The organism is Mesorhizobium sp. M1273, from assembly GCF_040318195.1.
Lineage (GTDB): Bacteria > Pseudomonadota > Alphaproteobacteria > Rhizobiales > Rhizobiaceae > Mesorhizobium.
Genome location: NZ_JAMYLV010000004.1, coordinates 115,350 through 137,441, shown reverse-complemented (window position 1 = coordinate 137,441; position 22,092 = coordinate 115,350). Strand labels below are relative to the sequence as shown.

24 protein-coding genes are annotated in these 22,092 nt (G+C 64.3%); 14 read left to right on the top strand and 10 right to left on the bottom strand.

Annotated features, from left to right (window positions below):
* The first annotated feature begins 6 nt into the window (after positions 1-6).
* The 3 genes from cdd to deoA are packed head-to-tail and all read left to right on the top strand — an operon-like array spanning position 7 to position 2,533.
* Positions 7-399: a cytidine deaminase gene (gene cdd / locus NKH30_RS06525; RefSeq protein WP_352994596.1), complete on the top strand. Its 393-nt coding sequence runs from the start codon at positions 7-9 to the stop codon at positions 397-399.
* Entirely contained in the window at positions 396-1,214 is an 819-nt protein-coding gene (locus tag NKH30_RS06520; RefSeq protein WP_352539395.1) for a purine-nucleoside phosphorylase, read from the top strand. Before cdd ends, NKH30_RS06520 begins: the two co-directional genes overlap by 4 nt.
* Positions 1,214-2,533, top strand: coding sequence for a thymidine phosphorylase (gene deoA, locus NKH30_RS06515; RefSeq protein ID WP_352994593.1), 1,320 nt, complete (start codon positions 1,214-1,216; stop codon positions 2,531-2,533). The genes NKH30_RS06520 and deoA overlap by 1 nt, the downstream gene beginning before the upstream one ends.
* Here the strand turns inward: deoA and NKH30_RS06510 are convergent, their stop codons facing one another.
* The 3 genes from NKH30_RS06510 to NKH30_RS06500 form a co-directional block, all read right to left on the bottom strand.
* A complete protein-coding gene (locus NKH30_RS06510) occupies positions 2,534-3,094 on the bottom strand; it encodes a TIGR02281 family clan AA aspartic protease (protein ID WP_352994590.1) in 561 nt (186 codons plus the stop codon). It abuts the gene before it with no gap.
* A gap of 100 nt (positions 3,095-3,194) precedes the next feature.
* Complete coding sequence (gene upp, locus NKH30_RS06505; RefSeq protein ID WP_023675320.1) at positions 3,195-3,824, bottom strand: uracil phosphoribosyltransferase; 630 nt, start codon at positions 3,822-3,824, stop codon at positions 3,195-3,197.
* 128 nt (positions 3,825-3,952) lie between these two features.
* Positions 3,953-4,927: an adenosine deaminase gene (locus tag NKH30_RS06500; RefSeq protein ID WP_352994587.1), complete on the bottom strand. Its 975-nt coding sequence runs from the start codon at positions 4,925-4,927 to the stop codon at positions 3,953-3,955.
* A gap of 167 nt (positions 4,928-5,094) precedes the next feature.
* On the opposite strand from NKH30_RS06500, the gene ubiE reads away from it, so the two are divergent.
* From ubiE to coaBC, 3 genes are all read left to right on the top strand, one after another.
* Positions 5,095-5,871 carry a bifunctional demethylmenaquinone methyltransferase/2-methoxy-6-polyprenyl-1,4-benzoquinol methylase UbiE gene (ubiE, locus tag NKH30_RS06495; RefSeq protein WP_352539392.1) on the top strand — a complete coding sequence of 259 codons (777 nt, stop codon included), beginning with the start codon at positions 5,095-5,097 and terminating at the stop codon, positions 5,869-5,871.
* Between the two features lie 64 nt (positions 5,872-5,935).
* On the top strand, positions 5,936-7,510 hold the full coding sequence (gene ubiB, locus NKH30_RS06490; protein ID WP_352539391.1) for a 2-polyprenylphenol 6-hydroxylase: 1,575 nt from the start codon (positions 5,936-5,938) through the stop codon (positions 7,508-7,510).
* 65 nt (positions 7,511-7,575) lie between these two features.
* Entirely contained in the window at positions 7,576-9,033 is a 1,458-nt protein-coding gene (gene coaBC, locus NKH30_RS06485; RefSeq protein WP_352539390.1) for a bifunctional phosphopantothenoylcysteine decarboxylase/phosphopantothenate--cysteine ligase CoaBC, read from the top strand.
* On the opposite strand, the gene NKH30_RS06480 is transcribed toward coaBC, so the two are convergent.
* From NKH30_RS06480 to rpsU, 4 genes are all read right to left on the bottom strand, one after another.
* On the bottom strand, positions 9,030-10,487 hold the full coding sequence (locus NKH30_RS06480; protein WP_352539389.1) for an MFS transporter: 1,458 nt from the start codon (positions 10,485-10,487) through the stop codon (positions 9,030-9,032). The two genes, coaBC and NKH30_RS06480, sit on opposite strands and share 4 nt — an antisense overlap.
* 403 nt (positions 10,488-10,890) lie before the next feature.
* The gene (locus tag NKH30_RS06475) at positions 10,891-11,364 is read right to left on the bottom strand and encodes a DUF992 domain-containing protein (RefSeq protein ID WP_352469481.1); all 474 of its coding nucleotides are present in this window, start codon (positions 11,362-11,364) and stop codon (positions 10,891-10,893) included.
* Positions 11,365-11,500: 136 nt separating this feature from the next.
* Entirely contained in the window at positions 11,501-12,346 is an 846-nt protein-coding gene (locus NKH30_RS06470; RefSeq protein ID WP_352469482.1) for a tetratricopeptide repeat protein, read from the bottom strand.
* A gap of 161 nt (positions 12,347-12,507) precedes the next feature.
* Positions 12,508-12,780 carry a 30S ribosomal protein S21 gene (rpsU, locus tag NKH30_RS06465; protein ID WP_023675331.1) on the bottom strand — a complete coding sequence of 91 codons (273 nt, stop codon included), beginning with the start codon at positions 12,778-12,780 and terminating at the stop codon, positions 12,508-12,510.
* 207 nt (positions 12,781-12,987) lie between these two features.
* Here rpsU and NKH30_RS06460 point away from each other — a divergent pair, with 207 nt between their 5' ends.
* Together NKH30_RS06460 and NKH30_RS06455 are read left to right on the top strand one after the other, a co-directional pair.
* Positions 12,988-13,275: a type II toxin-antitoxin system RelE/ParE family toxin gene (locus tag NKH30_RS06460; RefSeq protein WP_352448269.1), complete on the top strand. Its 288-nt coding sequence runs from the start codon at positions 12,988-12,990 to the stop codon at positions 13,273-13,275.
* A 1-nt stretch (position 13,276) separates the two neighbouring features.
* Entirely contained in the window at positions 13,277-13,567 is a 291-nt protein-coding gene (locus tag NKH30_RS06455) for an addiction module antidote protein (RefSeq protein ID WP_352448268.1), read from the top strand.
* 134 nt (positions 13,568-13,701) lie between these two features.
* Here the strand turns inward: NKH30_RS06455 and NKH30_RS06450 are convergent, their stop codons facing one another.
* The gene (locus NKH30_RS06450; protein ID WP_352454023.1) at positions 13,702-14,088 is read right to left on the bottom strand and encodes an SET domain-containing protein; all 387 of its coding nucleotides are present in this window, start codon (positions 14,086-14,088) and stop codon (positions 13,702-13,704) included.
* Between the two features lie 128 nt (positions 14,089-14,216).
* Entirely contained in the window at positions 14,217-14,975 is a 759-nt protein-coding gene (locus tag NKH30_RS06445; RefSeq protein WP_352767724.1) for an SDR family oxidoreductase, read from the bottom strand.
* A 195-nt stretch (positions 14,976-15,170) separates the two neighbouring features.
* Between NKH30_RS06445 and NKH30_RS06440 the strand changes: the two genes are divergently transcribed.
* Positions 15,171-15,911: a hypothetical protein gene (locus tag NKH30_RS06440; protein ID WP_352539387.1), complete on the top strand. Its 741-nt coding sequence runs from the start codon at positions 15,171-15,173 to the stop codon at positions 15,909-15,911.
* A 47-nt stretch (positions 15,912-15,958) separates the two neighbouring features.
* Here the strand turns inward: NKH30_RS06440 and NKH30_RS06435 are convergent, their stop codons facing one another.
* Positions 15,959-16,333 (bottom strand): DUF2568 domain-containing protein, encoded by a 375-nt coding sequence (locus NKH30_RS06435; RefSeq protein WP_352539386.1) that lies wholly within the window; start codon positions 16,331-16,333, stop codon positions 15,959-15,961.
* A 199-nt stretch (positions 16,334-16,532) separates the two neighbouring features.
* Here NKH30_RS06435 and NKH30_RS06430 point away from each other — a divergent pair, with 199 nt between their 5' ends.
* Genes NKH30_RS06430 through NKH30_RS06410 form a run of 5 tightly spaced genes read left to right on the top strand, consistent with a single transcriptional unit; the run spans position 16,533 to position 22,074 of the window.
* The gene (locus tag NKH30_RS06430) at positions 16,533-17,786 is read left to right on the top strand and encodes a sarcosine oxidase subunit beta (RefSeq protein WP_352448264.1); all 1,254 of its coding nucleotides are present in this window, start codon (positions 16,533-16,535) and stop codon (positions 17,784-17,786) included.
* Positions 17,786-18,208 carry a hypothetical protein gene (locus tag NKH30_RS06425; RefSeq protein ID WP_352488693.1) on the top strand — a complete coding sequence of 141 codons (423 nt, stop codon included), beginning with the start codon at positions 17,786-17,788 and terminating at the stop codon, positions 18,206-18,208. The genes NKH30_RS06430 and NKH30_RS06425 overlap by 1 nt, the downstream gene beginning before the upstream one ends.
* 8 nt (positions 18,209-18,216) lie before the next feature.
* A complete protein-coding gene (locus NKH30_RS06420; protein ID WP_023675338.1) occupies positions 18,217-18,513 on the top strand; it encodes a sarcosine oxidase subunit delta in 297 nt (98 codons plus the stop codon).
* A complete protein-coding gene (locus NKH30_RS06415; protein WP_352539385.1) occupies positions 18,510-21,503 on the top strand; it encodes a sarcosine oxidase subunit alpha in 2,994 nt (997 codons plus the stop codon). Before NKH30_RS06420 ends, NKH30_RS06415 begins: the two co-directional genes overlap by 4 nt.
* Positions 21,496-22,074 carry a sarcosine oxidase subunit gamma gene (locus NKH30_RS06410; protein ID WP_352539384.1) on the top strand — a complete coding sequence of 193 codons (579 nt, stop codon included), beginning with the start codon at positions 21,496-21,498 and terminating at the stop codon, positions 22,072-22,074. Before NKH30_RS06415 ends, NKH30_RS06410 begins: the two co-directional genes overlap by 8 nt.
* Positions 22,075-22,092 lie beyond the last annotated feature (18 nt).

The following is a 22,092-nucleotide window of genomic DNA, read 5'->3' as shown; positions in this document are numbered from 1 at the left end:
TCTATCATGGCTCATGATCTGTTCGAAGCGGCGAAAGCCGCCATGGCCAAGGCCTATGCGCCCTATTCGAAATTTCCGGTCGGCGCGGCGTTGCGCACCGAGGACGGCCGTGTCTTTGCCGGCGCCAATGTCGAGATCGCGTCCTATCCGGAGGGCTGGTGCGCCGAAACCACCGCACTTGCCAACTACATCATGGGCGGCGGCGGCAAGATCACGGAAATCGCCGTGATCGCCGAACGCGTGGCAAAATGCTCGCCCTGCGGCGGCTGCCGGCAGCGGCTGGCGGAATTCTGCCGGCCGAAGACGAAGTTCTATCTCTGCGATGATAGCGGCGTGGTTGAGACCGTGACCATGGGCGAGTTGCTGCCATACGGGTTTGAAGGCGATGTGCTGAAATGAAGGAAGCGCTCGATCACCTCGTCGAAAGGCTGGACGGGCTGGCGCCGACCACCGCCTTGGTGCTGGGGTCGGGGCTTGGCGGGCTTGTCGACCAGGTCGAGGATGCGGTGCGCATCTCCTACGCCGACTTGCCGGGGTTTCCCCGAAGCGGCGTCAGCGGCCATGCCGGCGAGGTGGTGGCGGGGCTCTTTGCCGGCACGCCGGTGCTGATGCTGTCCGGCCGGGCGCATTATTACGAGCACGGCAACGCGGCGGCGATGCGGCCGGCACTCGAGGTGCTCGCCGGCCTCGGCATCTCCAGGCTGATCCTCACCAACGCCGCCGGTTCGGTCGATCCCGGGATGGGCCCGGGCTCGGTGATGCTGATCACCGACCACATCAATTTCTCGGGCTCCAACCCGCTGATCGGCGAACCGAGCGACCGCCGTTTCGTCGGCCTGACCGAAGCCTATGACGCCGGTCTCCGCTCCGCCATCGAGCAGGCGGCGAAGGCCACCGGTACCAAGCTACACAAGGGCGTCTATATGTGGTTCTCCGGCCCATGCTTCGAGACGCCCGCCGAGATCCGCATGGCGCGCGTCATGGGCGCCAACGCCGTCGGCATGTCGACGGTGCCGGAGGTCATTCTCGCCCGCTTCCTCGGGCTGCGCGTCGCCGCGTGTTCGGTCGTGACCAACCTTGCCGCCGGCATGACCGGAGCCGAGCTGTCGCACCAGGAGACCAAGGACATGGCACCGGTCGGCGGCGCGCGGCTGGCGACCATTCTGCAGCGTGTCTTTCAGGACGGGCTTCCGGAGCACAGGGTCGACGCCTGATGCTTCCCCAGGAAATCATCCGCCGCAAGCGCGACGGCCAGAAGCTCTCAGCTGAGGAGACAGCGTTCTTCATCGAGGGTCTGACCGCCGGCACAGTCACCGACGCGCAGGTCGGCGCCTTTGCCATGGCGGTGTTCTTCAACGGCATGAGCCGCGACGAGGCGGTGGCGCTGACTATGGCGATGCGCGATTCCGGCGATGTGCTCGACTGGTCGGATCTGCCCGGCCCGGTCACCGACAAGCATTCGACGGGCGGCGTCGGCGACAATGTCTCCTTGATGCTGGCGCCGATCGTCGCTGCCTGCGGCGCCTATGTGCCGATGATTTCCGGCAGGGGTCTGGGCCATACCGGCGGCACGCTGGACAAGATGGATGCCATCCCCGGCTATATCAGCCAGCCGGATGTTGCGCGCTTCCGCAAGACCGTGCTCGAAACCGGCTGCGCCATCATCGGCCAGACCGCCGATCTCGCACCCGCCGACGCCAGGCTCTACGCCATCCGCGATGTGACGGGAACGGTGGAATCGGTGCCGCTGATCACCGCCTCGATCCTGTCGAAGAAGCTGGCGGCCGGCCTTGGTTCGCTGGTGCTCGACGTCAAGGTCGGCAACGGCGCCTTCATGGAGAAATCGCGCGACGCAACCGCACTGGCCAACAGCCTGGTCGACGTCGCCAATGGCGCCGGCCTTAAGGCCTCGGCGCTGGTCACCGGCATGAACGAGCCGCTGGCGTCCGCCGCCGGCAATGCGGTCGAGGTGCGCAACGCAGTCGATTTTCTCACCGGCCGCTTTCGAGACCGGCGGCTGGAGGACGTGACGCTGGCGCTGGCCGCCGAGATGCTGCAATCGGCAGGCCTGGTGTCGTCCAACCAGGACGGCCTGCGCCGCGCCGCCGAGACGCTGGCCGGCGGCCGCGCCGCTTCCATCTTCGCGCGCATGGTGGCGGCACTGGGTGGTCCCGTCGACTTTGTCGACAATCCGGAAAAATATCTGCCGAAAGCGGCAACGGAATTCGCGGTCAAGGCGAGCGCGAACGGCTTTGTCACCGGCATCGCGACCCGCGAGATCGGGCTTGCCGTGGTCGGGCTTGGCGGCGGGCGGACGCGGCCCGACGACAGGATCAATCATGCCGTCGGCATCACCAGGCTGTTGCCGGTCGGTGCTGAAGTGCGGGCCGGCGAAGCGCTGGCGCTGGTCCATGCCCGCAATACCGGGGATGCCGAAGCGGCCGCGGCCGCCGTGCTTTCGGCGTATACCATCGGCACTTCCAAACCGGCCACGGAGAAAACCGTCATCCGGCGGATCCTGCCGCGCGGGTAATCACTGAACCAGCAGCAGCGTGCCGTCTTCGACCTGGTATTTTTCGAGCCGCTGCAGAAAGCTCATGCCGATCAGGTTGGTGTGCAGCGCCCTGTCGTCGAGCACGACGGCCTCGACGCCCTCGACGGTGATCTTGCCGATCTGCAGGCGATCAATCGTCACCACGGCGGCCTTGATCGCACCATTGGCGGTGTTGACCTGATGGCTGAAGTCCGTCGAATTGAGCGAGATGCCGATCCTGCGCGCGGTCGAGGTGTTGATGGCGACGAGCGTCGCACCGGTGTCGATCATGCCGTCGACCTGGCGACCGTTCAACTTGAAGACCGACATGAAATGCCCGCGCGCGTCCGCGGTGACGACGACCTTGCGGCCGAGCGGCTGCGGCGTTGCCGGCCTGTCCGGGACGGCGACGAGATTCAGGTTGGTTTGTGTGTCGGCCGGCCTGGCTCCGATGGCGGATTTCAACAGCCGCTCGATTACCTGTGAATTGGACTGATACACGATCGGCAGCGATGCCGACGTTCCGGCAAACACGCCAAGGATGAGGAGCTTGCGCAGCATGGACCGGCCTTTGTGGTTGCCGATCCTTAGTCCGACATGGTGATTGCCGCTTTAACGAGTGCGGAAACCAGCCGTTTGCGTAAACAATCGGTAAACGGATCTATTTGGTGCCGTACATGCGGTCGCCGGCATCGCCGAGACCCGGCATGATGTAGCCCTTTTCGTTGAGTTGGCGGTCGATGGAAGCGGTGAAGACCGGAACATCGGGATGCGCCTGGGTAAACCGCTCGAGGCCCTCTGGTGCCGCCAGCAGGCAGAGGAAGCGGATGTTGGTGGCACCGCGGCCTTTCAGCTTGTCGATCGCAGCGATCGCCGAATTGGCGGTCGCCAGCATCGGATCGACGACGATCACCAGCCGGTCGGCGAGGTCGCCTGGCGCCTTGAAGAAATACTCGACCGCTTCCAGCGTCTCATGGTCGCGATAGAGGCCGATATGGGCGACACGCGCCGCCGGCACCAGATCGAGCAGGCCTTCGAGCAAGCCGTTGCCGGCGCGCAGCACCGAGGCGAAGACCAGTTTCTTGCCCTCCAGCGTCGGCGCCTCCATCGTTTCGATCGGCGTCTCGATGGTCGTCGTCGTCAGTTCCAAGTTGCGGGTGACCTCGTAGCCGAGCAGCAGCGAGATCTCGCGCAGCAGCCGCCGGAAGCCGGCCGTCGAGGTTTCCTTCTTGCGCATGATGGTCAGCTTGTGCTGGACAAGCGGATGGTCGACGACGGTGACGCCCTTCATGGTGTTCTCCAACTGCGCAAGTGAATGGTGAATGGTGAATAGTGAATAGTGAACTGGTTTGCGAGTCCTTGGTTGCGCGGAAAAACTCGCGGCTGACGGACCGAAGCGCCGGGTGAACCATTCACCATTCACCTGCCCTTGGCGCCGAGCCTGCCCAGCAGCACCGCCCTGGTCTTCCTGTCGACGAAGGCTGCCTCGATGGCCGTCCTGGTGACGGCGGTGAGCGCCTTGTCGTCCATCGCAAAATGCTCGGCAGCGATGTCGTATTCGCGTTTCAGCGAGGTCCAGAAATAGGGCGGGTCATCGGAGTTGAGCGTCACCTTGCAGCCCGCTGCCCGCAAGGCGGGGAAGGGATGGTCGGCGAAGCTGTCGAAGAGTTTCAGGGCGATGTTGGAGCCAGGGCAGCATTCGAGCACGACGCCTTCGTCGGCGATGCGCCGCACAAGCTCGGGGTTCTCGATGGCGCGCACGCCATGGCCGATGCGAGACGGGCGGATGTGGTCGAGTGCCGCCTCGACGCTCTCCCAGCCCATCAATTCGCCGGCATGGACGGTGATGCCGAGGCCGGCCTCGCGGGCGATCTCGAAGGCCCTGACATAATCTTCCAGGTCGCCTATCCGCTCGTCGCCGGCGACGCCGAAACCGGTGACCAGCGGATGCCCGCAGCGCGCGGCGAAACGCGCCGCCCGCTCGATCGATTCGACACCGAAATTGCGTACGCCGGTGACGATCATGCGGCCTTCGATGCCGGTCTTCGCCTTGGCGCGGGCCATGCCTTCGCCGAGCGCGTCGGTATAGGCCTTCGGCGACAGCCCGGCCTTGCTGGCATGGTCGGGCGAGGTGAAAACCTCGGAATAGATGGCGCCGTCGCGGGCGAGGCTGGTCAGGTAATGATCGGCCAGCCGCGCATAGTCTTCTTCGGTGCGGAACAGGTCCGACGAGAAGTCGTAGGCGGCGAGGAAAGAGGTGAAGTCGTGCCAGACGAAGGAGCCGTCCTGGATGTAGGGCGAGGCATCCTTGCCGTATTTCTCAGCCTGGCGGAGGACGAGTTCAGGCGCCGCTGCCCCTTCGATGTGGCAGTGCAGTTCTGCTTTCAAAGGCATTCAATTATCCCGTCAGGCTTTTTCTTATGACGCAAGTTCCTGTCGGAAAACCGTGTGACACTTTTCCGGAACCTGCTTCGAAGCGCGGCCGAACACCGCGCCTTAAACAATAGCGCCCGCACCATCGATCGGCTATGGTCCCGCCGATTTTATGGCGGATCAAAACGATGTCGGTTGAAAGAACCACTGCTGCGGGCGGCATGGAAACCTCCTATGGTTTCAAGCGGGTAGGGCCAGGCGACAAGCAGTCCCTGGTCAATGATGTTTTCCACAAGGTGGCGAACCGCTACGACCTGATGAACGACCTGATGTCGGCCGGCTTGCATCGATTGTGGAAGGACGCCATGGTCGCCTGGCTCAATCCACCGAAGCGGCCGGGCTGGAGCGTTCTCGACGTTGCCGGCGGCACCGGCGATGTCGCCTTCCGCATCGTCGAGGCGAGCGGCAGGCACGCTCATGCAACGGTTCTCGATATCAACGGCTCGATGCTCGCCGTCGGCCGCGACCGGGCCGAGAAAAAAGGCCTGTCGGCAAATACCGATTTCGTCGAAGCCAATGCCGAGGAACTGCCTTTTGCCGACGCTACTTTCGACGCCTACACCATCGCTTTCGGCATCCGCAACGTGCCGCGCATCGATGTGGCGCTTGCCGAAGCCTATCGCGTGCTGAAGCCTGGCGGGCGCTTTCTCTGCCTTGAATTCTCCGAGGTCGAGATGCCGCTGCTCGACAAGGTCTATGAAGCATGGTCGTTCAACGCCATTCCGCGGATCGGCAAGGTGGTGACCGGCGATGACGAGCCCTATTCCTATCTGGTCGAATCGATCCGCAAGTTTCCCAATCAGCAGAATTTCACGGCGATGATTTCGCGCGCAGGCTTCGAGCGCGCCTCATTCCGCAATTATTCCGGCGGCATCGCCGCGCTTCATTCGGGCTGGAAGCTTTGAGGCTGGCCCGCATTTTCCGACGTGCCTTGCGCCAGTTCAGGAAACCGGCAGGGCAAAGCCAGCCATGAGCAGCATCGGCGCTGGTTTCAGGCTCGTGCGGGCCGGCTGGGTGCTTGTGCGCGAGGGTGTCATCGCGGCTTTGCCCGGTGACGAGCTCTTCGGCTTGCCGAAATTCGGCTGGCGCATGGCCCGGCTGTTCACCCGCCGTCGGGCGCTTGCCTATGAGCGCGGCGACAGGCTGGCCAAGGCGGTCGTGCGGCTCGGCCCGTCCTACGTCAAGCTCGGCCAGTTCCTGGCGACACGGCCGGATGTCGTCGGCAACGATATCGCGCTTGATCTTGCCATGCTGCAGGACAAGATGCAGACGTTTCCCAAGGCCGAGGCTGTCGCCGCGATAGAGGCCTCGCTCGGACGCAGGGTCGACGAGCTCTATGTCAGTTTTGGCGAGGCCGTCGCCGCCGCCTCGATCGCCCAGGTCCATACCGCCGAAACGCTGCAGGACGGCGTCGTTAGGCGAGTGGCGGTGAAGGTCATCCGGCCGGGCGTGCGCCGACGCTTCTTTCGCGATCTCGAAAGCTATTTCCTCGCCGCCCGGCTGCAGGAAAAGTACATCCCGTCGTCGCGCCGGCTGCGGCCGGTCGAGGTGACGGAGACGCTGGCCCAGACTACCAAGATCGAAATGGATTTGAGGCTGGAGGCAGCGGCTTTTTCGGAGCTCGGCGAGAATACCAAGGACGATCCCGGCTTCCGTGTGCCGTCGGTCGACTGGGAGCGCACCGGTCGTGACGTGCTGACCATGGAGTGGGTCGACGGCATCAAGATGAACGATATTGCCGGCCTGACCGCCGCCGGCCACGACCTGAAGGCGATTGCCGCCAACCTCGTTCAGTCGTTTCTGCGCCATACGCTGCGTGACGGTTTCTTCCACGCCGACATGCACCCGGGCAACCTGTTTATAGAAGCCGATGGCACCATCGTCGCCGTCGATCTCGGCATTGCCGGCCGGCTCGGCAAAAAGGAGCGCCGCTTCCTCGCCGAAATCCTCTACGGGTTCATCACGCGCGATTACCAGCGCGTCGCCGAGGTGCATTTCGAGGCCGGCTACGTGCCGCGCCAGCACAATGTCGCGGCCTTCGCCCAGGCGATCCGGGCGATCGGCGAACCGATCCACGGCCAGCCTGCCGAGACCATCTCGATGGCCAAGCTGCTGACGCTGCTGTTCGAAGTGACCGACCTCTTCGACATGGCGACGCGGTCCGAGCTGGTGCTGCTGCAGAAGACCATGGTCGTCGTCGAAGGCGTCGCCCGCACGCTCGACCCGGCCTTCAACATGTGGAAGACGTCGGAGCCGGTGGTGAGCGGCTGGATTGCCCGCAACCTCGGCCCGCGCGCCCTGCTGGCCGATGCGCGCGACGGTGCCAACGCGCTGCTGGCGCTGGCCCGCCAGGCACCGGACCTCGCCGCCCGCACCGAGCGGCTGTCGCGTGAGATCGACCTGATGGCCGAACACGGCCTGCGCTTCGACGAAAGGACCGCACGCGCGATCGGCAAGGCCGAGGCGCGCTACACCCGCTCCGGCCGGCTGGCGCTGTGGGTGATTGCATTGACGCTGGTGTATATCGCCTGGCGTATTTTCTAGCGCTTGTTGCAAAGTGATTGCATTGCTATCATTGCACTCAGCAATTCCGGGCAAGGTGCAATCAGATGGCCAGCATCACGATCCGCAACCTTGATGACGAGGTCAAGGACCTGCTGCGCCGACTGGCGGCGGAGAATGGCCGGTCGATGGAAGACCAGGCGCGGGTGATGATCCGCGCAGCGGTCGAAGGTCAGTTCGGTTCGGCCGGTCGCATCGACCAGATCGAGAAAACACTGCGCGAACTGACGAGTTCGCAGAGTCCAGCAGCGCCGGTGGTCGCCGTCTCCAGCCCGCGAGGCATCCTCTCCGGCAAGCGCATCCTGCTGATCATCGGCGGCGGCATCGCCGCCTACAAGGCGCTCGACCTGATCCGCCGGCTGCGCGAGCGCGGCGCGGCAGTGCGGGTGGTGATGACCGCGGCGGCGCAGGAGTTCGTCACTACGCTGTCGGCCGGGGCGCTGTCGGCCGACCACGTCTTCACCGAATTGTTCGACCGGCAGGACGAGCACGACATCGGCCATATCAGGCTGTCGCGCGAGGCCGACCTTTTGGTCGTGGCGCCGGCCACCGCCGACCTGATGGCAAAGCTCGCCAATGGCCATGCCAACGACCTTGCCTCGACCGTGCTCATCGCCACCGACAAGCGCGTTTTGGTGGCGCCGGCGATGAACCCGAAAATGTGGGCGCATCCGGCGGTCCGCCGCAACCGTGCGACGCTGAGCAAGGACGGCGTCGCATTCGTCGGCCCGGCGAAGGGCGAGATGGCCGAGAGCAACGAGGTGGGCGAGGGCCGGATGGCCGAGCCGCTGGAGATCGTCGCCGCGATCGAGGCGCTGCTCGACAGCCGGCCAAAGCCGCTGGCGGGCAGGAAGATCATCGTCACCTCCGGGCCGACGCATGAACCGATCGACCCGGTCCGCTACATCGCTAACCGGTCGTCGGGCAAGCAGGGCCACGCCATCGCGGTGGCGCTGGCCAGGCTCGGTGCCGACGTGCGTCTCGTCTCCGGCCCGGTCGGCATTGCCGATCCGGCCGGCGTCGCCACGCTGCACGTCGAAACGGCCGTCGAGATGAAGGACGCCGTCGAGCAGCTGCTGCCGGCCGACGCGGCAGTGTTCGTCGCGGCTGTCGCCGACTGGCGCACTCAAAATTCGGCCGGGGAGAAGATCAAGAAGGTGGCGGGCGAGGGGCCACCGGCGCTGCAGATGGTGGAAAATCCCGATATTCTCGCCGGTGTCGGGCATCACAAAAAGCGGCCGATGCTGGTGGTCGGTTTCGCCGCGGAGACGCAGGACCTGGTCAGGAACGCCGAGGCCAAGCTTGCAAAAAAGGGTGCCGATCTTATCGTTGCCAATGATGTCTCGCATGAAGATGGTTCCCCGGGCGTGATGGGCGGCGACCGCAACAAGGTGCGGATCGTCTCGAAGGCCGGCGTCGAGGAATGGCCGGAGATGAGCAAGGACGAGGTGGCGACGCGGCTCGCGGCGCTGATCGCCGACCGGATGAAGACGGTCGTTGTCTAGTCAATCTCCCCCACGGAGATTGACAGCTTCGCCGGCTTCGTGTCGGTCGCCCCCGAAATCCGCAAGGCGGCAAGGCATCCCAGGATTCCGAGCGGGATAAACGCCAGGAACAGCCAGGCGGCGACACTTGCCGCGGCCTCACGGTTCAGGCCTTCGGAAAAGCCGCTGGCGTTGGCGACGATGCCGGTCAGTGCCGCCCCCACGGCATAACCGATGCGCTGCATGGTCGGCACAGCGGCCGAGGCGATCGTCTGCTCGCCTTCCTTGGCCGATGCCACGATGACACGCGTGACGAACGGCCAGGCGATGCCGAAACCGCCGCCTTGCAGCAAGGCACAAAGCAGGATCAACGGGATAGAGCCGGCCGGCACCGTATAGGCGAAACCGGCGACGCCCGTGGCGATCATCAGCGCCCCGCCGACGATGATCAGCCGCTCGCGTTCCGGCGGCGCATTGGCGACGAGGATCGACAGGATCGACCAGGCGATCGATTCGGCGGCGATGATGTAGCCGGTGGTCAGGATCGGAATGCCGTGCAGGCTGGTCAGAAGCAGCGGACCGTAGACGGTAAAGGAGCAGGTCGCCACCGAAAACGCCGCGACCATGGTCATGCCCGCGCCGACCGGCGAGCGCCACGAGAACAGCCGCGACGGGAACAGGCGCGAGCGCGGCTTCAGTGCGTCGATATAGATAAACAGCGCCAGGCCGATCAGGCCGAGGGTGAGCAGCAGCGACGAGCGCAGCAGGGCGATGTCGACGCCGGCGGTGGCAATCAGCACGACGCTGACGGCGAGGCAGCCAAGCGCCGCAAAGGGAAAGGGCGGCGCCGAGCCGCCCGTCGCCTGCGGCCTTGTTGCTTCCGGTGTGTCGAGCACGATGAAGCTTGCCAGCGCCATCGCCGTGCCGCCGAGGGTGAAGACGCCGAAGGCCCAGCGCCAGGACAGCAATTCGGTCATGACCGCGCCGAGCACGGGGCCGCTGAAGGCGGCGACGCCCCAGATCGCCGACATGACGCCGAAAAGCTGCGGCCAGATCGCGCGGGCAAACAGCCGCTCGACCGAGACGAAGGCCAGCGACACCAGCGCGCCGCCACCGAGCCCCTCGATCAGGCGGCCGCAGAGGAACAGCGGCATCGAAGGCGCGGTGGCGCAGACCAGCGCGCCGGCGGCATAGAGCATTGCGGCGACCATCATGTTGGTACGCAGCGCGACATAGCTCACCAGCCGTCCGGCGGCCGCACCGGCAACGATGGCGCCGAGCTCGTAGATCGCCAGCGACCAGCCGACCAGTTGCACGCCGGCGAGTTCGCCGACCATGGCCGGCATGACCGTTGCCACCATGGTTTCGTTGGTGGCGTGCAGCAGGATGCCGAGGCTGATGAAGCAGAAGCGCGCCAGGTCGCCGCTCGCCCACAGCGCGCGCCAGTCGACCCTGTTTGTGCTTGTCTTGGTCATCCGGTCCCCCAGGCTTTGCTGGTCTGAAGTATTGGAGCGTTCTTCACGTCCAAATGAGTACATGCCGCAGTATGGGAGGACTTCTAGAACCTCAACCGTAGTTGAGATCAAGCGGTCTTGATCGCCGTTGACGTGGCGGATTTCAAAATTGTGCGATGGGGGACGATCACGAGGCGTTGAGATTCTGGTCAGACCGAAGACAAGCAATATTGGATCGCCGCAATCTTCGGTCACGGTAACGGCATGAACACAGTTGCCATGCCGTGATCTTCGAGCGCCGCAACTTTGAACATCAGGGCGGCCCGTCCTCTGGGGAGTGGCCCTGCCGGAATCTATGAGCCTTCGGCAGCCATTCGCAGGCCGACACCTACGCTCCCCGCCGCTCGGGAGCCATGCTGCGCCGTTATTTGAACGAGTGGATCAGGTCGAGCGAGGTGACGGCGACCGCCAGGTTGACGCCGGTCTGTGCCTGGACACTGAGCGGCTGCAGCGAAAAGGCGCTGTCGAGGCCGCCGACCAGGAGATTGGCGCCGCCACCGGTGACCACGCTGGCCTCGGCGTTCACGCCATAGTAGCTGCCGGCAAGGTCGCCTTCATCGTGGTTGCGGGTCGCCGCCAGAACCGCCCATACCAGCTGGCCCTGATGCGTCCGGCCGACATCGACGCCGAGCTTGGAAATCACACCGGTATAGACTTCAGAGGGGCCGCCACGATGCGGACGAAAGACACAGGAAACACCCTTGTTGGAAGTGACGAGATAGGCCGTGCCGCCGTCGATGGTGCAGTCGAGCACGCCGAGCTGGAGTTTGCTGGCGCTGGCGGGAGCGGCAACGACGGTCGTGGCGAGAACAGCGGCACAAGCGAGTTTCTTGATCATGGCAGGGTCCTTTCGAAATTGCCTTGTACAAACGGCTGAGCACGCCGAGCGTTCCGCCGAAAACTTGGCGCCAGCAAGGCGAAGCTAAACGCAGGGTTGTCGGAGTGCGGAAACGGAGGCCCGATTAACCGGCCGCTCAGCCGGCACTGGTGCGGGCCAGGCCGTCCTTGGCCGGCTGGTAGGTCGGATTGAGGTGCACGGCCTCGCGGTAGGATTTCGCGGCCCTGACCTTGTCGCCGCGCCGCTCGTAGATCAACGCCTGGTTGGACCAGGCCTCAGCATTCTTGCCGTCGAGCTTGATCGCCATGTTGAAGTCGGCGAAGGCATTGTCCTCGTCGTTCATGGCAAGGTAGGAGAGGCCGCGCCCGTTGTAAGGCTCGGAGGCGTCCGGCGCCAACGAAATGGCGGTCGAGAAATCCTCGATGGCAAAGGCGTGCTGGCCCTGACTCTGGTAGATCAGGCCGCGATTGTGATAGGCGCGCGCATCGGTCGTGTCGAGCTGGATGGCTTTCTGGAAATCGTTGAAGGCTTCCTGGACCCGGCCCGCCCTGCGGTAGAGATTGCCGCGGCCGATATAGGCGGCGTCATAGTTGGAATTGATCTGGATCGAGCGATTGTAGTCGGCGAGCGCGCTCGCCTGATCGCCGAGGAAGCGCTGGATGAGCGCACGGTTCGAATAGGCCTGGTAAAAATTCGGATTGAGCTGGATGGCGGTGTTGAAGTCCTTCAGCGCCGCCTGGTACTGGCCGCCGCGGCCATAGGCCGAGCCGCGCACATTGTAGGCTTCCGGATCCTGGGGGTTGCGCTGGATCACCGCCGACAGCGAGGAGATGTTCTCGCTCGAGCCTTGCGCCTTGTCGATGTTGTTGAACTCGCCGGTCGGAACGCTCTGGCAGCTGGCAAGCGCCATCCCGGAAAGCAGGGCTGCCGTCAGGGCGAGGCCGCGCCACGCGGTTCTGCGCTCTACGGTGATTGCGTCCATGTCTGCCCTGTCCTTACTGCGCCGTCTGGTCCGTTCCCCCTCCGAACCGGCATCTCTCCCAACCGGTCCTCTCGGACCGGGTCGAACTCACAACAAAAAGGTGGCGGCGATTCCGCATCGCGCCACCTTGGATATCCTTGGAAAAGGACGAAAAATTGACGTCAGAACCGCGGCGGACGCGGAGCACCGGCACCGGCAGCACCGGCCGCGACCGGACGGGGCGTCATCGGCAGCAGGCCTTCGCGCTGGGCGCGCTTGCGGGCCAGCTTGCGGGCACGGCGCACGGCTTCCGCCTTTTCACGGGCGCGCTTCTCGGAGGGCTTTTCGTAATGTCCGCGCATCTTCATTTCGCGGAAGATGCCTTCGCGCTGCATCTTTTTCTTGAGCGCGCGAAGCGCCTGATCAACATTGTTGTCGCGGACGAGTACCTGCACGTGCAATCCTGTCTTTCGGGTTTGAAATCAACAGGCAAGCGGCCATAGCCGCAAGCCTCCGCGGCGCGTTACACCACGAATTGGGGCGGCTGATAGCAGAATCAAGGGGCTCTGTCCACAGCCGATTGAGAGGCGGTGCCGTCCGGGCGGGCACGACAGTCCCACATGGCGGCTTGATTTTTTCAATCTGTGAACTATAGTTCACGAGTGACCATCGTTGAACAAACCGCCGAGTTCCGGGACTGGCTCAAGGGTCTAAACGATATGCGGGCGGCCGAGCGGATTGCGATCCGCGTGGCACGTATCCAGTCCGGACTGATGGGAGACGTGAAGTTCTTCGATGGCATCGGCGAGCTTCGGATAGACTACGGTCCCGGTTACCGACTGTACTTCGTCAAGCGCGGCAGCGCGCTCGTTATCCTGCTCTGCGGCGGCGACAAGTCCTCGCAGAAGCGCGATATCAGGAAGGCCATTGAAATGGCCAAGGAGATCTGAAATGCCCCACGAGACCTTGCCTTTTGATCCTGCCGAACATCTCGGCCGCGCGGAGGCCCAGGCCGAACTTCTTGCCGACGCCTTTGCCACGGGCGATACCGGCTATATCGCGAATGCTCTCGGCATAGTTGCCCGCGCGCGTGGCATGTCCAAGGTGGCGAAAGATGCCGGCGTCACCCGGGAGGCCCTGTACAAGGCACTGAGCCCCGATGGCGACCCGCGCCTCTCGACATTGCTTGGCGTGGTGAAGGCCTTAGGGGTGAAACTCACCGCCGAAAAGACCGAAGCCTGAGGCCGCCGAATCCCGAAACGAAAAAACCCGCCTCGGCGGCGGGTCGCTGGTGTGAATCACACCGTAGAGAAATTAATAGCATAGCTGCCGGCACAAAGCAAGAACAAAATTCGCCTTGGGCCAGATAGGCGCCGCTACGCCGTGGCCAGGTGGAGCTGCTCGAAACCCTCGAAGAACTCGCCGTAGTCGCAGGTTATTTCCTCGCCGGCGGCGATGTCGCGGGTCGCGGTGGCCCCGCCATATTGCGAAAAGTCGGTGTTCGGCTTGTCGGCGTGGTTCATGAAGCGGCCATTGTCGACCTCATACACCATGAAGCCCGGCCGGTCCGGACTGGGATAGGCATATCTGTCGAGCAATTCCTTGAGGTGCGGCGGCGCCGTCTCGTATCTTTCCATCGGGATCAGCCGGTCGAAGTCCGGATCGAGCCGCCAGATCTGCGCCCCTTTCCGGATCGGCTCGGCGGCGAACACGCCGACGCCTTCGATTGCGCTTGCAGCGATATAGGTCCTGATCAGCAGCATGTTTCCAACCCGTTTTCGAGGAGAAGACGGAATCGTCAAATCGCCGGGAAAAGCAAGACCGGTTTTTCCGGCATTGCGGCTGGCGGCCGACATTGCGGCTGGCGGGCCGACGCCAACCGCGAAACGCTTCACGTGCGGGTGATCGAGACACCGCCGTCGGCGAACAGTGCCGTGCCGGTGGTGAAGCTCGATGCATCGGAAGCCAGGTAAAGCGCCGAGCGGGCGATCTCCTCTGGCTCGGCGACGCGCTTCAAGGCATGCAGGTTTTCGACGAACGCCCGCGATTCAGGTGTGTTGAATGTCGCCAAAGGCGTGTCGGTGCCGCCCGGCAGCAGCGCGTTGACCCGGACGCCCTTGGCGCCAAATTCGGCGGCCAGCACCTGCGTCAATCCGATCAGTCCGGCCTTGCTCGCGGCATAGCTGGTCATGCCGGGCATGCCGACCGTGTAGCCGACGAAGGTTGAGGTGAAGATCAGCGAGCCGCCGCCGCGTTCGACCATCGCCGGCACCTGGTATTTCGCGCCGAGAAAGGCGCTGGTCAGATTGGTATCGAGTGTCTCGCGCCAGCCCTCCAGCGACAGCTCAGAAACCGGCCCCATCCTGCCGACGGAGCCGGCATTGTTGAAGGCGATGTCGAGCCCGCCGAATTTCTCGACCGCCAGGTCGACCAGGACTTTCGCGTAGGCCTCGTCACGGACATCGCCGGCAAGAGCGATAGCCGTGCCGTCGGCGTCTTCGATTTCGGCAACCAGCGCATCGAGTTCCGCCTGGCGGCGGGCGGCGACGACGAGCCTGGCGCCTTCCTCGGCAAAGAGCTTTGCCGTGGCGCGGCCGATGCCGGAACTGGCGCCGGTGACGATGGCGACTTTGTTGGTGAGTGTGAACATTTTCTGCATCCTTTTTTCGCGCCGGTTCTGGCCGGCAATTGGATGCTTGGTCGCAAATCGGGGCGGTGCGGACCACCCGATACTTGCGCTGTTTTCAACAGCGCTCCTTGACGTCCGTTGGCCACCAAGTTACGGATCGTCATCCAAAACTCGCGGGTGGACGCGCCACCCATTCCAATGACCCCCCAAGACATAATGATCAAGTTGTTGGCCCCCGGCTTCGAGGGCGACAGCGAGTTGACGATCGCCCTTCAATCGGAATTTGGCAAAGGCTTTCCCCTTGAAAACCTCCGGCCGCTGCTGACGTCCGGCAACCTTCATACACAGGCCGCTGCCGCGTACTTGGTGGCCGAAGCCAATTCCAAAATGAGTTACAAGATGAATTGCGTCGTCGCGGAGATCGCCGATCTGCTCGACAGTGAATCTTCGGGTATCCGGTTCGACGCGATCGAGGCGCTTCTGGGATGCACGACGCCGGCCGATGGAGCCGTTCTCGGTCGCCTCATGCTGCGGCTGGATGACGAACATGCCGGTGTGCGGTGGGGGGTCGTCCAGTTCATCTGCCTTGCGGAGCGCTGGCAGCTAAGGCTTGCGGTGGAAAATGCCGCTACCCTGCGTCCGGACTCGGCTTTCAAGACACTGGTCAATGCTTATGGTCAATATAACATGCCGAGCACCAAGGACCTGCCACGGTTGCTCGCGCATCCGGATGCCGTGTTGAGGCGCTTTGCTGCGGCAGTGGCTATCAGGCCGCGCCAGGTGATCATCGAGCGCTTCGTGGCCATGGTGGAGCAGTCAGACGATGCGGAAATTCGTAAAATCGCCGCCGATTGCCGTGAGGGTTATTTGCGGCCGATCTATGCAATCGGGCCGTCCATCCTGAAGCGTGCTCCGGCTGACCCGTCAAAAGGCGAAGCTCAGAACAGCGATCAGTGAAAGCACGGCGCAAAACGGCAAGCGCCGTCGCAAACGGTGCAAGGCGACTATTGCTTGAGCAGCCAGCCGAGCCGATCGAGCGAAAATGCGTAGCTGACGGCGATCAGCAGGGCGACGGCAATGCCGGCTGTCGTGTAACCGGCCAGGTGGAATCCCGCAGCGCCGCCGAACAGGATGACGAGCTCGAGTACCAGCCGCAAACCGCCCGGCACCGGAACCGGCGCCCGCCCCGACCGGCTCGGATCGTTCGGCACCGCGAACGTACCCCAGAGCGCGGCGGCAACGAACGGCAATGCCGCGGCAAGGGTCCAGCGCCACATGCCCGCTGAGAGGCTCCAGCCCGCCATGCCGAGGCCGAGCAAAGCGGCGAGTTCCAGCATGAAGCGCAATGTCAGATTCCACCAGACGTTAGCCACCGCCATAATCCTCCGATCGCCAGGCGACGGATAGTGATGGATGGCAATTGCATCAACCAGCCCGCATGCGGCTTTTTCACCACGGCGCAAAACGGCAAGCGCCGTCGCAAACAGTGCAAGGCTGGCAGCGCCGTTTCGCTAGTGATACAGCTCGCGCGCCGGGGTCGACCGATCCGCCCGGCCGCCATTTGCGAGGCCTGCGACGTTGAAGAAATACTCGGTATTCGCCATCGCCCGCGAGGCCATGCGCGGTCACAAGGGCTGGGAGGAACAATGGTCCTCACCGGAGCCGAAGAAGGAGTACGACGTCATCATCGTCGGCGCCGGTGGCCACGGCCTGGCCACCGCCTATTATCTCGCCACCGTGCACGGCGTCACCAACGTCGCGGTATTGGAAAAAGGCTGGCTCGGCGGCGGCAATACCGGCCGCAACACCACCATCATCCGTTCCAATTATCTCTATGACGAAAGCGCCGGCATCTACGACCATGCGCTGAAGCTGTGGGACGGGCTCAGCCAGGAGCTCAACTACAACGTCATGTATTCGCCGCGCGGCGTCATGATGCTCGCCCATAACATCCATGACATCCAGGTCCTGAAGCGGCACGTCCATGCCAACCGGCTGAACGGCATCGACAATGAATGGCTGACGCCGGAGCAGGCCAAGGAATTCTGCCCGCCGCTCAACATTTCGCGCAATGCGCGCTATCCGGTGATGGGCGCCTCCCTGCAGCGCCGCGGCGGCACGGCGCGGCACGATGCCGTCGCCTGGGGCTATGCGCGCGGCGCCTCGGCGCGCGGCGTCCACATCATCCAGAATTGCGAGGTCACCGGCGTCAAACGGGCGCCGAACGGCGCGGTCACCGGTGTCGAGACGACGCGCGGCTTCATCGGTGCCAGGAAGGTCGGCGTGGTTGCCGCCGGGCACTCATCGGTGATCATGAACATGGCTGGCGTGCGCATGCCGCTGGAAAGCTATCCGCTGCAGGCGCTGGTGTCGGAGCCGGTCAAGCCGGTGGTGCCTTGCGTGGTGATGTCGAACACCGTGCATGCCTATATCTCGCAGTCCGACAAGGGCGAACTGGTCATCGGCGCCGGCACCGACCAATATGTCTCCTATTCGCAGACCGGCGGGCTGCACATTTTGCAGCATACGCTGGACGCCATCTGCGAGATGTTCCCGATCTTCACGCGCATGAAGATGCTGCGCTCATGGGGCGGCATCGTCGACGTGACGCCGGACCGTTCGCCGATCCTAGCCAAGACGCCGGTGCCCGGCCTCTATGTCAATTGCGGCTGGGGCACAGGCGGCTTCAAGGCGACGCCGGGTTCGGGCCATGTCTTTGCCCATACGATCGCCAGAGACGATCCGCACCCGATCAACGCGCCCTTCACCATCGAGCGCTTCCGCACCGGCCGCCTCATCGACGAGGCGGCGGCGGCAGCGGTGGCGCACTGATGATGACCGAGATGGCCGTCGCCATGCCGCTGATGCTCGCCGGCGAGCAAGGCCTGTTCCATATCCCCACGCCAGAGGAGGTGCGCCTGCAGCCCATCAGCCGCGCCGGCAATGAAGCAGATTGGCCGTTTTCCGTCGACGAGGGTGTACTCGCCTGCACCTGGAGCGCCGGTCAGAGAGTGGTCACCTTTATGGAGAACCGGCCAGCCGATCTCGAGGAGGGCGAAAAATTCGAGCGGCGCTACGTCATCGTGACGACCGAACCGATGACGCTTTCGGTCGGCAATATGGCGTATCGCGACCTTTTCCGCCCGGTAGCCAGCATCGAGGAGCGCATCCGGCTGGTCGCGCCCTTCGTGACGATGGGCCAGAGGCTTTGCGACCAACCTGCCGGCGCTCGCGTCGGCCACGGCGAACTGTAGGACCAACCATGCTTCTCATCCGCTGCCCCTATTGCGAGGAAGAGCGTCCGGAGCTCGAATTCCGCAACGCCGGCGAGGCGCATATCGCGCGTTCCCCAAACATCGCCAGCGAGAGCGACGACGATTTTGAAAAGTTCTTCTTCATCCGCTCAAACCCCAAGGGGATCATCTATGAGCGCTGGCGGCACATGCATGGCTGCGCGCGGTTCTTCAACGCCGTGCGCGACACCGTCAGCGACAGGTTCCTGATGACCTACAAGGCCGGCGAGCCGAAGCCCGTAAAGCTGCCGGGAGCCGCCAAATGAGCGCCACGTTCCGCATTGCCGGCGCCGGGCGGCTCAAACAGGCAAAGATAGCTGGCTTCAGCTTCGACGGCCGCCCCTATACCGGCATCGAGGGCGATACGTTGGCCTCGGCGCTGCTTGCAAACGGCGTCCATCTCGTCGGCCGCTCGTTCAAGTACCACCGGCCGCGCGGCTTGCTGTCGGCCGGCGCCGAAGAGCCGAACGCGCTGGTCGAGATCAAGCGCGACGCGGCACGCAAGACGCCGAACGTGCGTGCCACGGTGCAGGAGCTCTATGACGGATTGACCGCACAGTCGCAGAACCGCTGGCCGTCGCTCGCTTTCGACGTCGGTGCCGTCAGCAGTATTGCCTCGCCGATGCTTTCGGCCGGCTTCTACTACAAGACCTTCATGTGGCCGAAGGCTGCGTGGAAAAACCTCTACGAACCCAAGATCCGCGCCGCCGCCGGTCTTGGCGTCGCTCCTGACCAGCCGGATCCCGACCACTATTCGGCGCGCTTCGCCCATTGCGAGGTGCTGGTGCTTGGCGGCGGTGCCGCGGGCATCGCCGCGGCATTGGCCGCGGCCGAGACCGGCGCGCGCGTCATCCTTGCCGACGAGCAGGCGGAATTCGGCGGCAGCCTGCGCTTCGAGAGCGGCGCGAAGATCGAAGGCCAGGACGGTTTTTCCTGGGCGCAATCGGCTCTCGCCAAGTTGAGCGCGATGGACAATGTCCGCGTGCTGCCGCGTACCACGGCCTTCGGCTATTACGCGCAGAATTTCGTCGGGCTGGTCGAGCGCGTCAGCGACCATCTGCAGAACCCCGGCCGCGACCTGCCGCGCGAGCGGCTGTGGCAGGTTCGCGCTAAACGCGTGGTACTGGCGACCGGCGCCATCGAGCGCCACATGGTGTTTGCCGACAACGACCGGCCGGGCATCATGCTGGCGTCGGCGGCGCGCACCTATCTCAACCATTACGGCGTCGCCGTCGGCAGGAATATCGGCGTCTATACGGCGAACGATTCCGCCTATGCGGCGGCGATCGACCTGAAAAAGGCCGGCATCAACGTGGCGGCGATCGTCGACCTGCGCGACAACCCGACCGGGCCGGCGATCGACGAGGCGAGGGCGCTCGGCATCGAGGTCAATTTCGGCCGCGCGGTGATCCGCGCCGGCGGCAAATTGCGGGTGTCGTCGATGACCGTGCAGCCGAAGAATGGCGGCGGCGAGCGCACCATCCCGGTTGACGCGATTCTGATGTCGGCCGGCTGGACGCCATCGGTGCATCTGTTCTCGCAATCGCGCGGCAAGGTCGCCTTCAATGACGAGACCAAGCGCTTCGTGCCCGGAATTTATGCGCAGGACTGCGTCTCGGTCGGCGCCTGCAACGGTACCGACGGGCTGTCGGCGACGATCGACGAGGCCTATGCAGCGGGCGCCAAGGCGGCCAAGGACGCCGGCAGCAGGCCGGCCAAGGGCTCCAAGCCGAAGGTCAACGCCGGCGAGAGCTGGTCGCGCGGCATGCTGGGTGCAGCACCCGGTGCCGGATCGGAGACGACGGTCAAGGCGTTTGTCGACTTCCAGAACGACGTCACCGCCAAGGACATCCGCCAGGCAGTGCACGAGGGCATGCGCTCGATCGAGCACGTCAAGCGCTTCACCACCAATGGCATGGCGACCGACCAGGGCAAGACCTCCAACATGCACGGCCTGGCGATTGCCGCCGAGACGTTGGGCAAGCCGATCCCGCAGGTCGGGCTGACGACGTTCCGCGCGCCCTATACGCCGGTGACATTCGGCTCGATCGTCGGCCACGCGCGGGGTCCCCTGTTCGACCCGACCCGCAAGACGGCGATCCATCCCTGGGCCGAGCGCCAGGGCGCTGTATTCGAGGATGTCGGCCAGTGGAAGCGCGCCTGGTATTTCCCGAAGCCGGGCGAGGACATACATGCCGCCGTCGACCGCGAATGCATAACGGTGCGCAAGACGGCCGGCCTGTTTGACGCCTCGACGCTGGGCAAGATCGAGGTGGTCGGGCCGGATGCGGCCAAATTCATGGAACTGCTCTACACCAATCCATGGGAGAAGCTCGAGCCCGGCCGCTGCCGGTACGGCATCATGCTGCGCGAGGACGGCTTCATCTATGACGACGGTGTCGTCGGCAGGCTTGCACCCGACCGTTTCCATGTGACGACGACGACGGGCGGCGCGCCGCGGGTCATGAACCATATGGAAGACTATCTCCAGACCGAGTTCCCGCATCTCAACGTCTGGCTGACCTCGATCACCGAGCAGTGGGCGGTGATTGCCGTGCAGGGACCGAAGTCTCGCGACATCATTGCGCCGCTGGTCGAGGGCATCGACATGTCGGATGAGGCGCTGCCGCATATGTCGGTGCGCGAAGGCAGGATCTGCGGCGTGCCGACAAGGCTGTTTCGCATGTCGTTCAGCGGTGAGCGCGGCTTCGAGGTCAACGTGCCGGCCGATTATGGCGAGGCGGTCTGGGAAGCGCTATGGGCCGAGGGCCAGAAGCACGGAGCCTGTGCCTACGGCACCGAGTCGATGCATGTGCTGCGCGCCGAAAAGGGCTACATCATCGTCGGCCAGGATACCGACGGGACGGTGACGCCGAACGATGCCGGGCTCGACTGGGCCGTCGGCAAGAAGAAGACCGATTTCGTCGGCATTCGCGGCATGGCGCGGCCGGACCTGGTCGCCAAGGGCCGCAAGCAGCTTGTGGGCCTGAAGACCAGGGATCCCAAGGTGGTGCTGGAGGAGGGCGCGCAGATCGTCGCGGACCCGAAGCAGGCAATCCCGATGAAGATGATTGGCCATGTCACCTCGAGCTATTGGTCGCAAAATTGCGGCCGCTCGATCGCGCTGGGGCTGGTCGCCGGCGGCCGCGATCGCACGGGCGAGACGCTCTATGTGCCGATGCCGGACGGGATGATCGAGGTGGAGGTCACCGGCATGGTGTTCTTCGACGAGAAGGGGGAGCGCCTCAATGGCTAAAGCCGCTTTGAAAACCGACGCCGCCGGACCCTCAGTCGAACGCCGTCCAGCTCTCGCCGGCCAGTCGCTTTCCGCCGCCGGCGTTACACTTGCCGTGCTGCCGCCGGCCGAGCGCATATCGCTGCGCGCGCCGGAAGCCTCGATTGCGGCACTTTCGAAAGCGCTCGGCGTCGTCCTGCCGCAAAGGCCGAAAACCTCGGCGGCAAAGGCCGGACGCACGGCCTTGTGGCTCGGGCCGGACGAATGGCTGGTCATCGACGAGAGCGGAAAAGATCCGCTCGCCGACTGCGCCAGCATTTCCGTACTGCATTCGGCGGTCGGCATCTCGCACCGCAACGTCGCCATATCGGTTACCGGTCCGGCTGCCGCGGCGACGATCAATGCCGGCTGCCCGCAGGATCTGTCGCTCGACGTCTTTCCGGTCGGGGCGGCGTCGCGTACCATTCTCGGCAAGGTCGAAATCGTGCTGTTGCGCACGGCGGCCGACGCGTTCCGCGTCGAATGCTGGCGTTCCTTTTCCGATTATGTCTTTACTTTTCTGTCGGAGGCGGCGCGCGACGCAGCAGCATAGGCATGTTCGCCGCGCCCG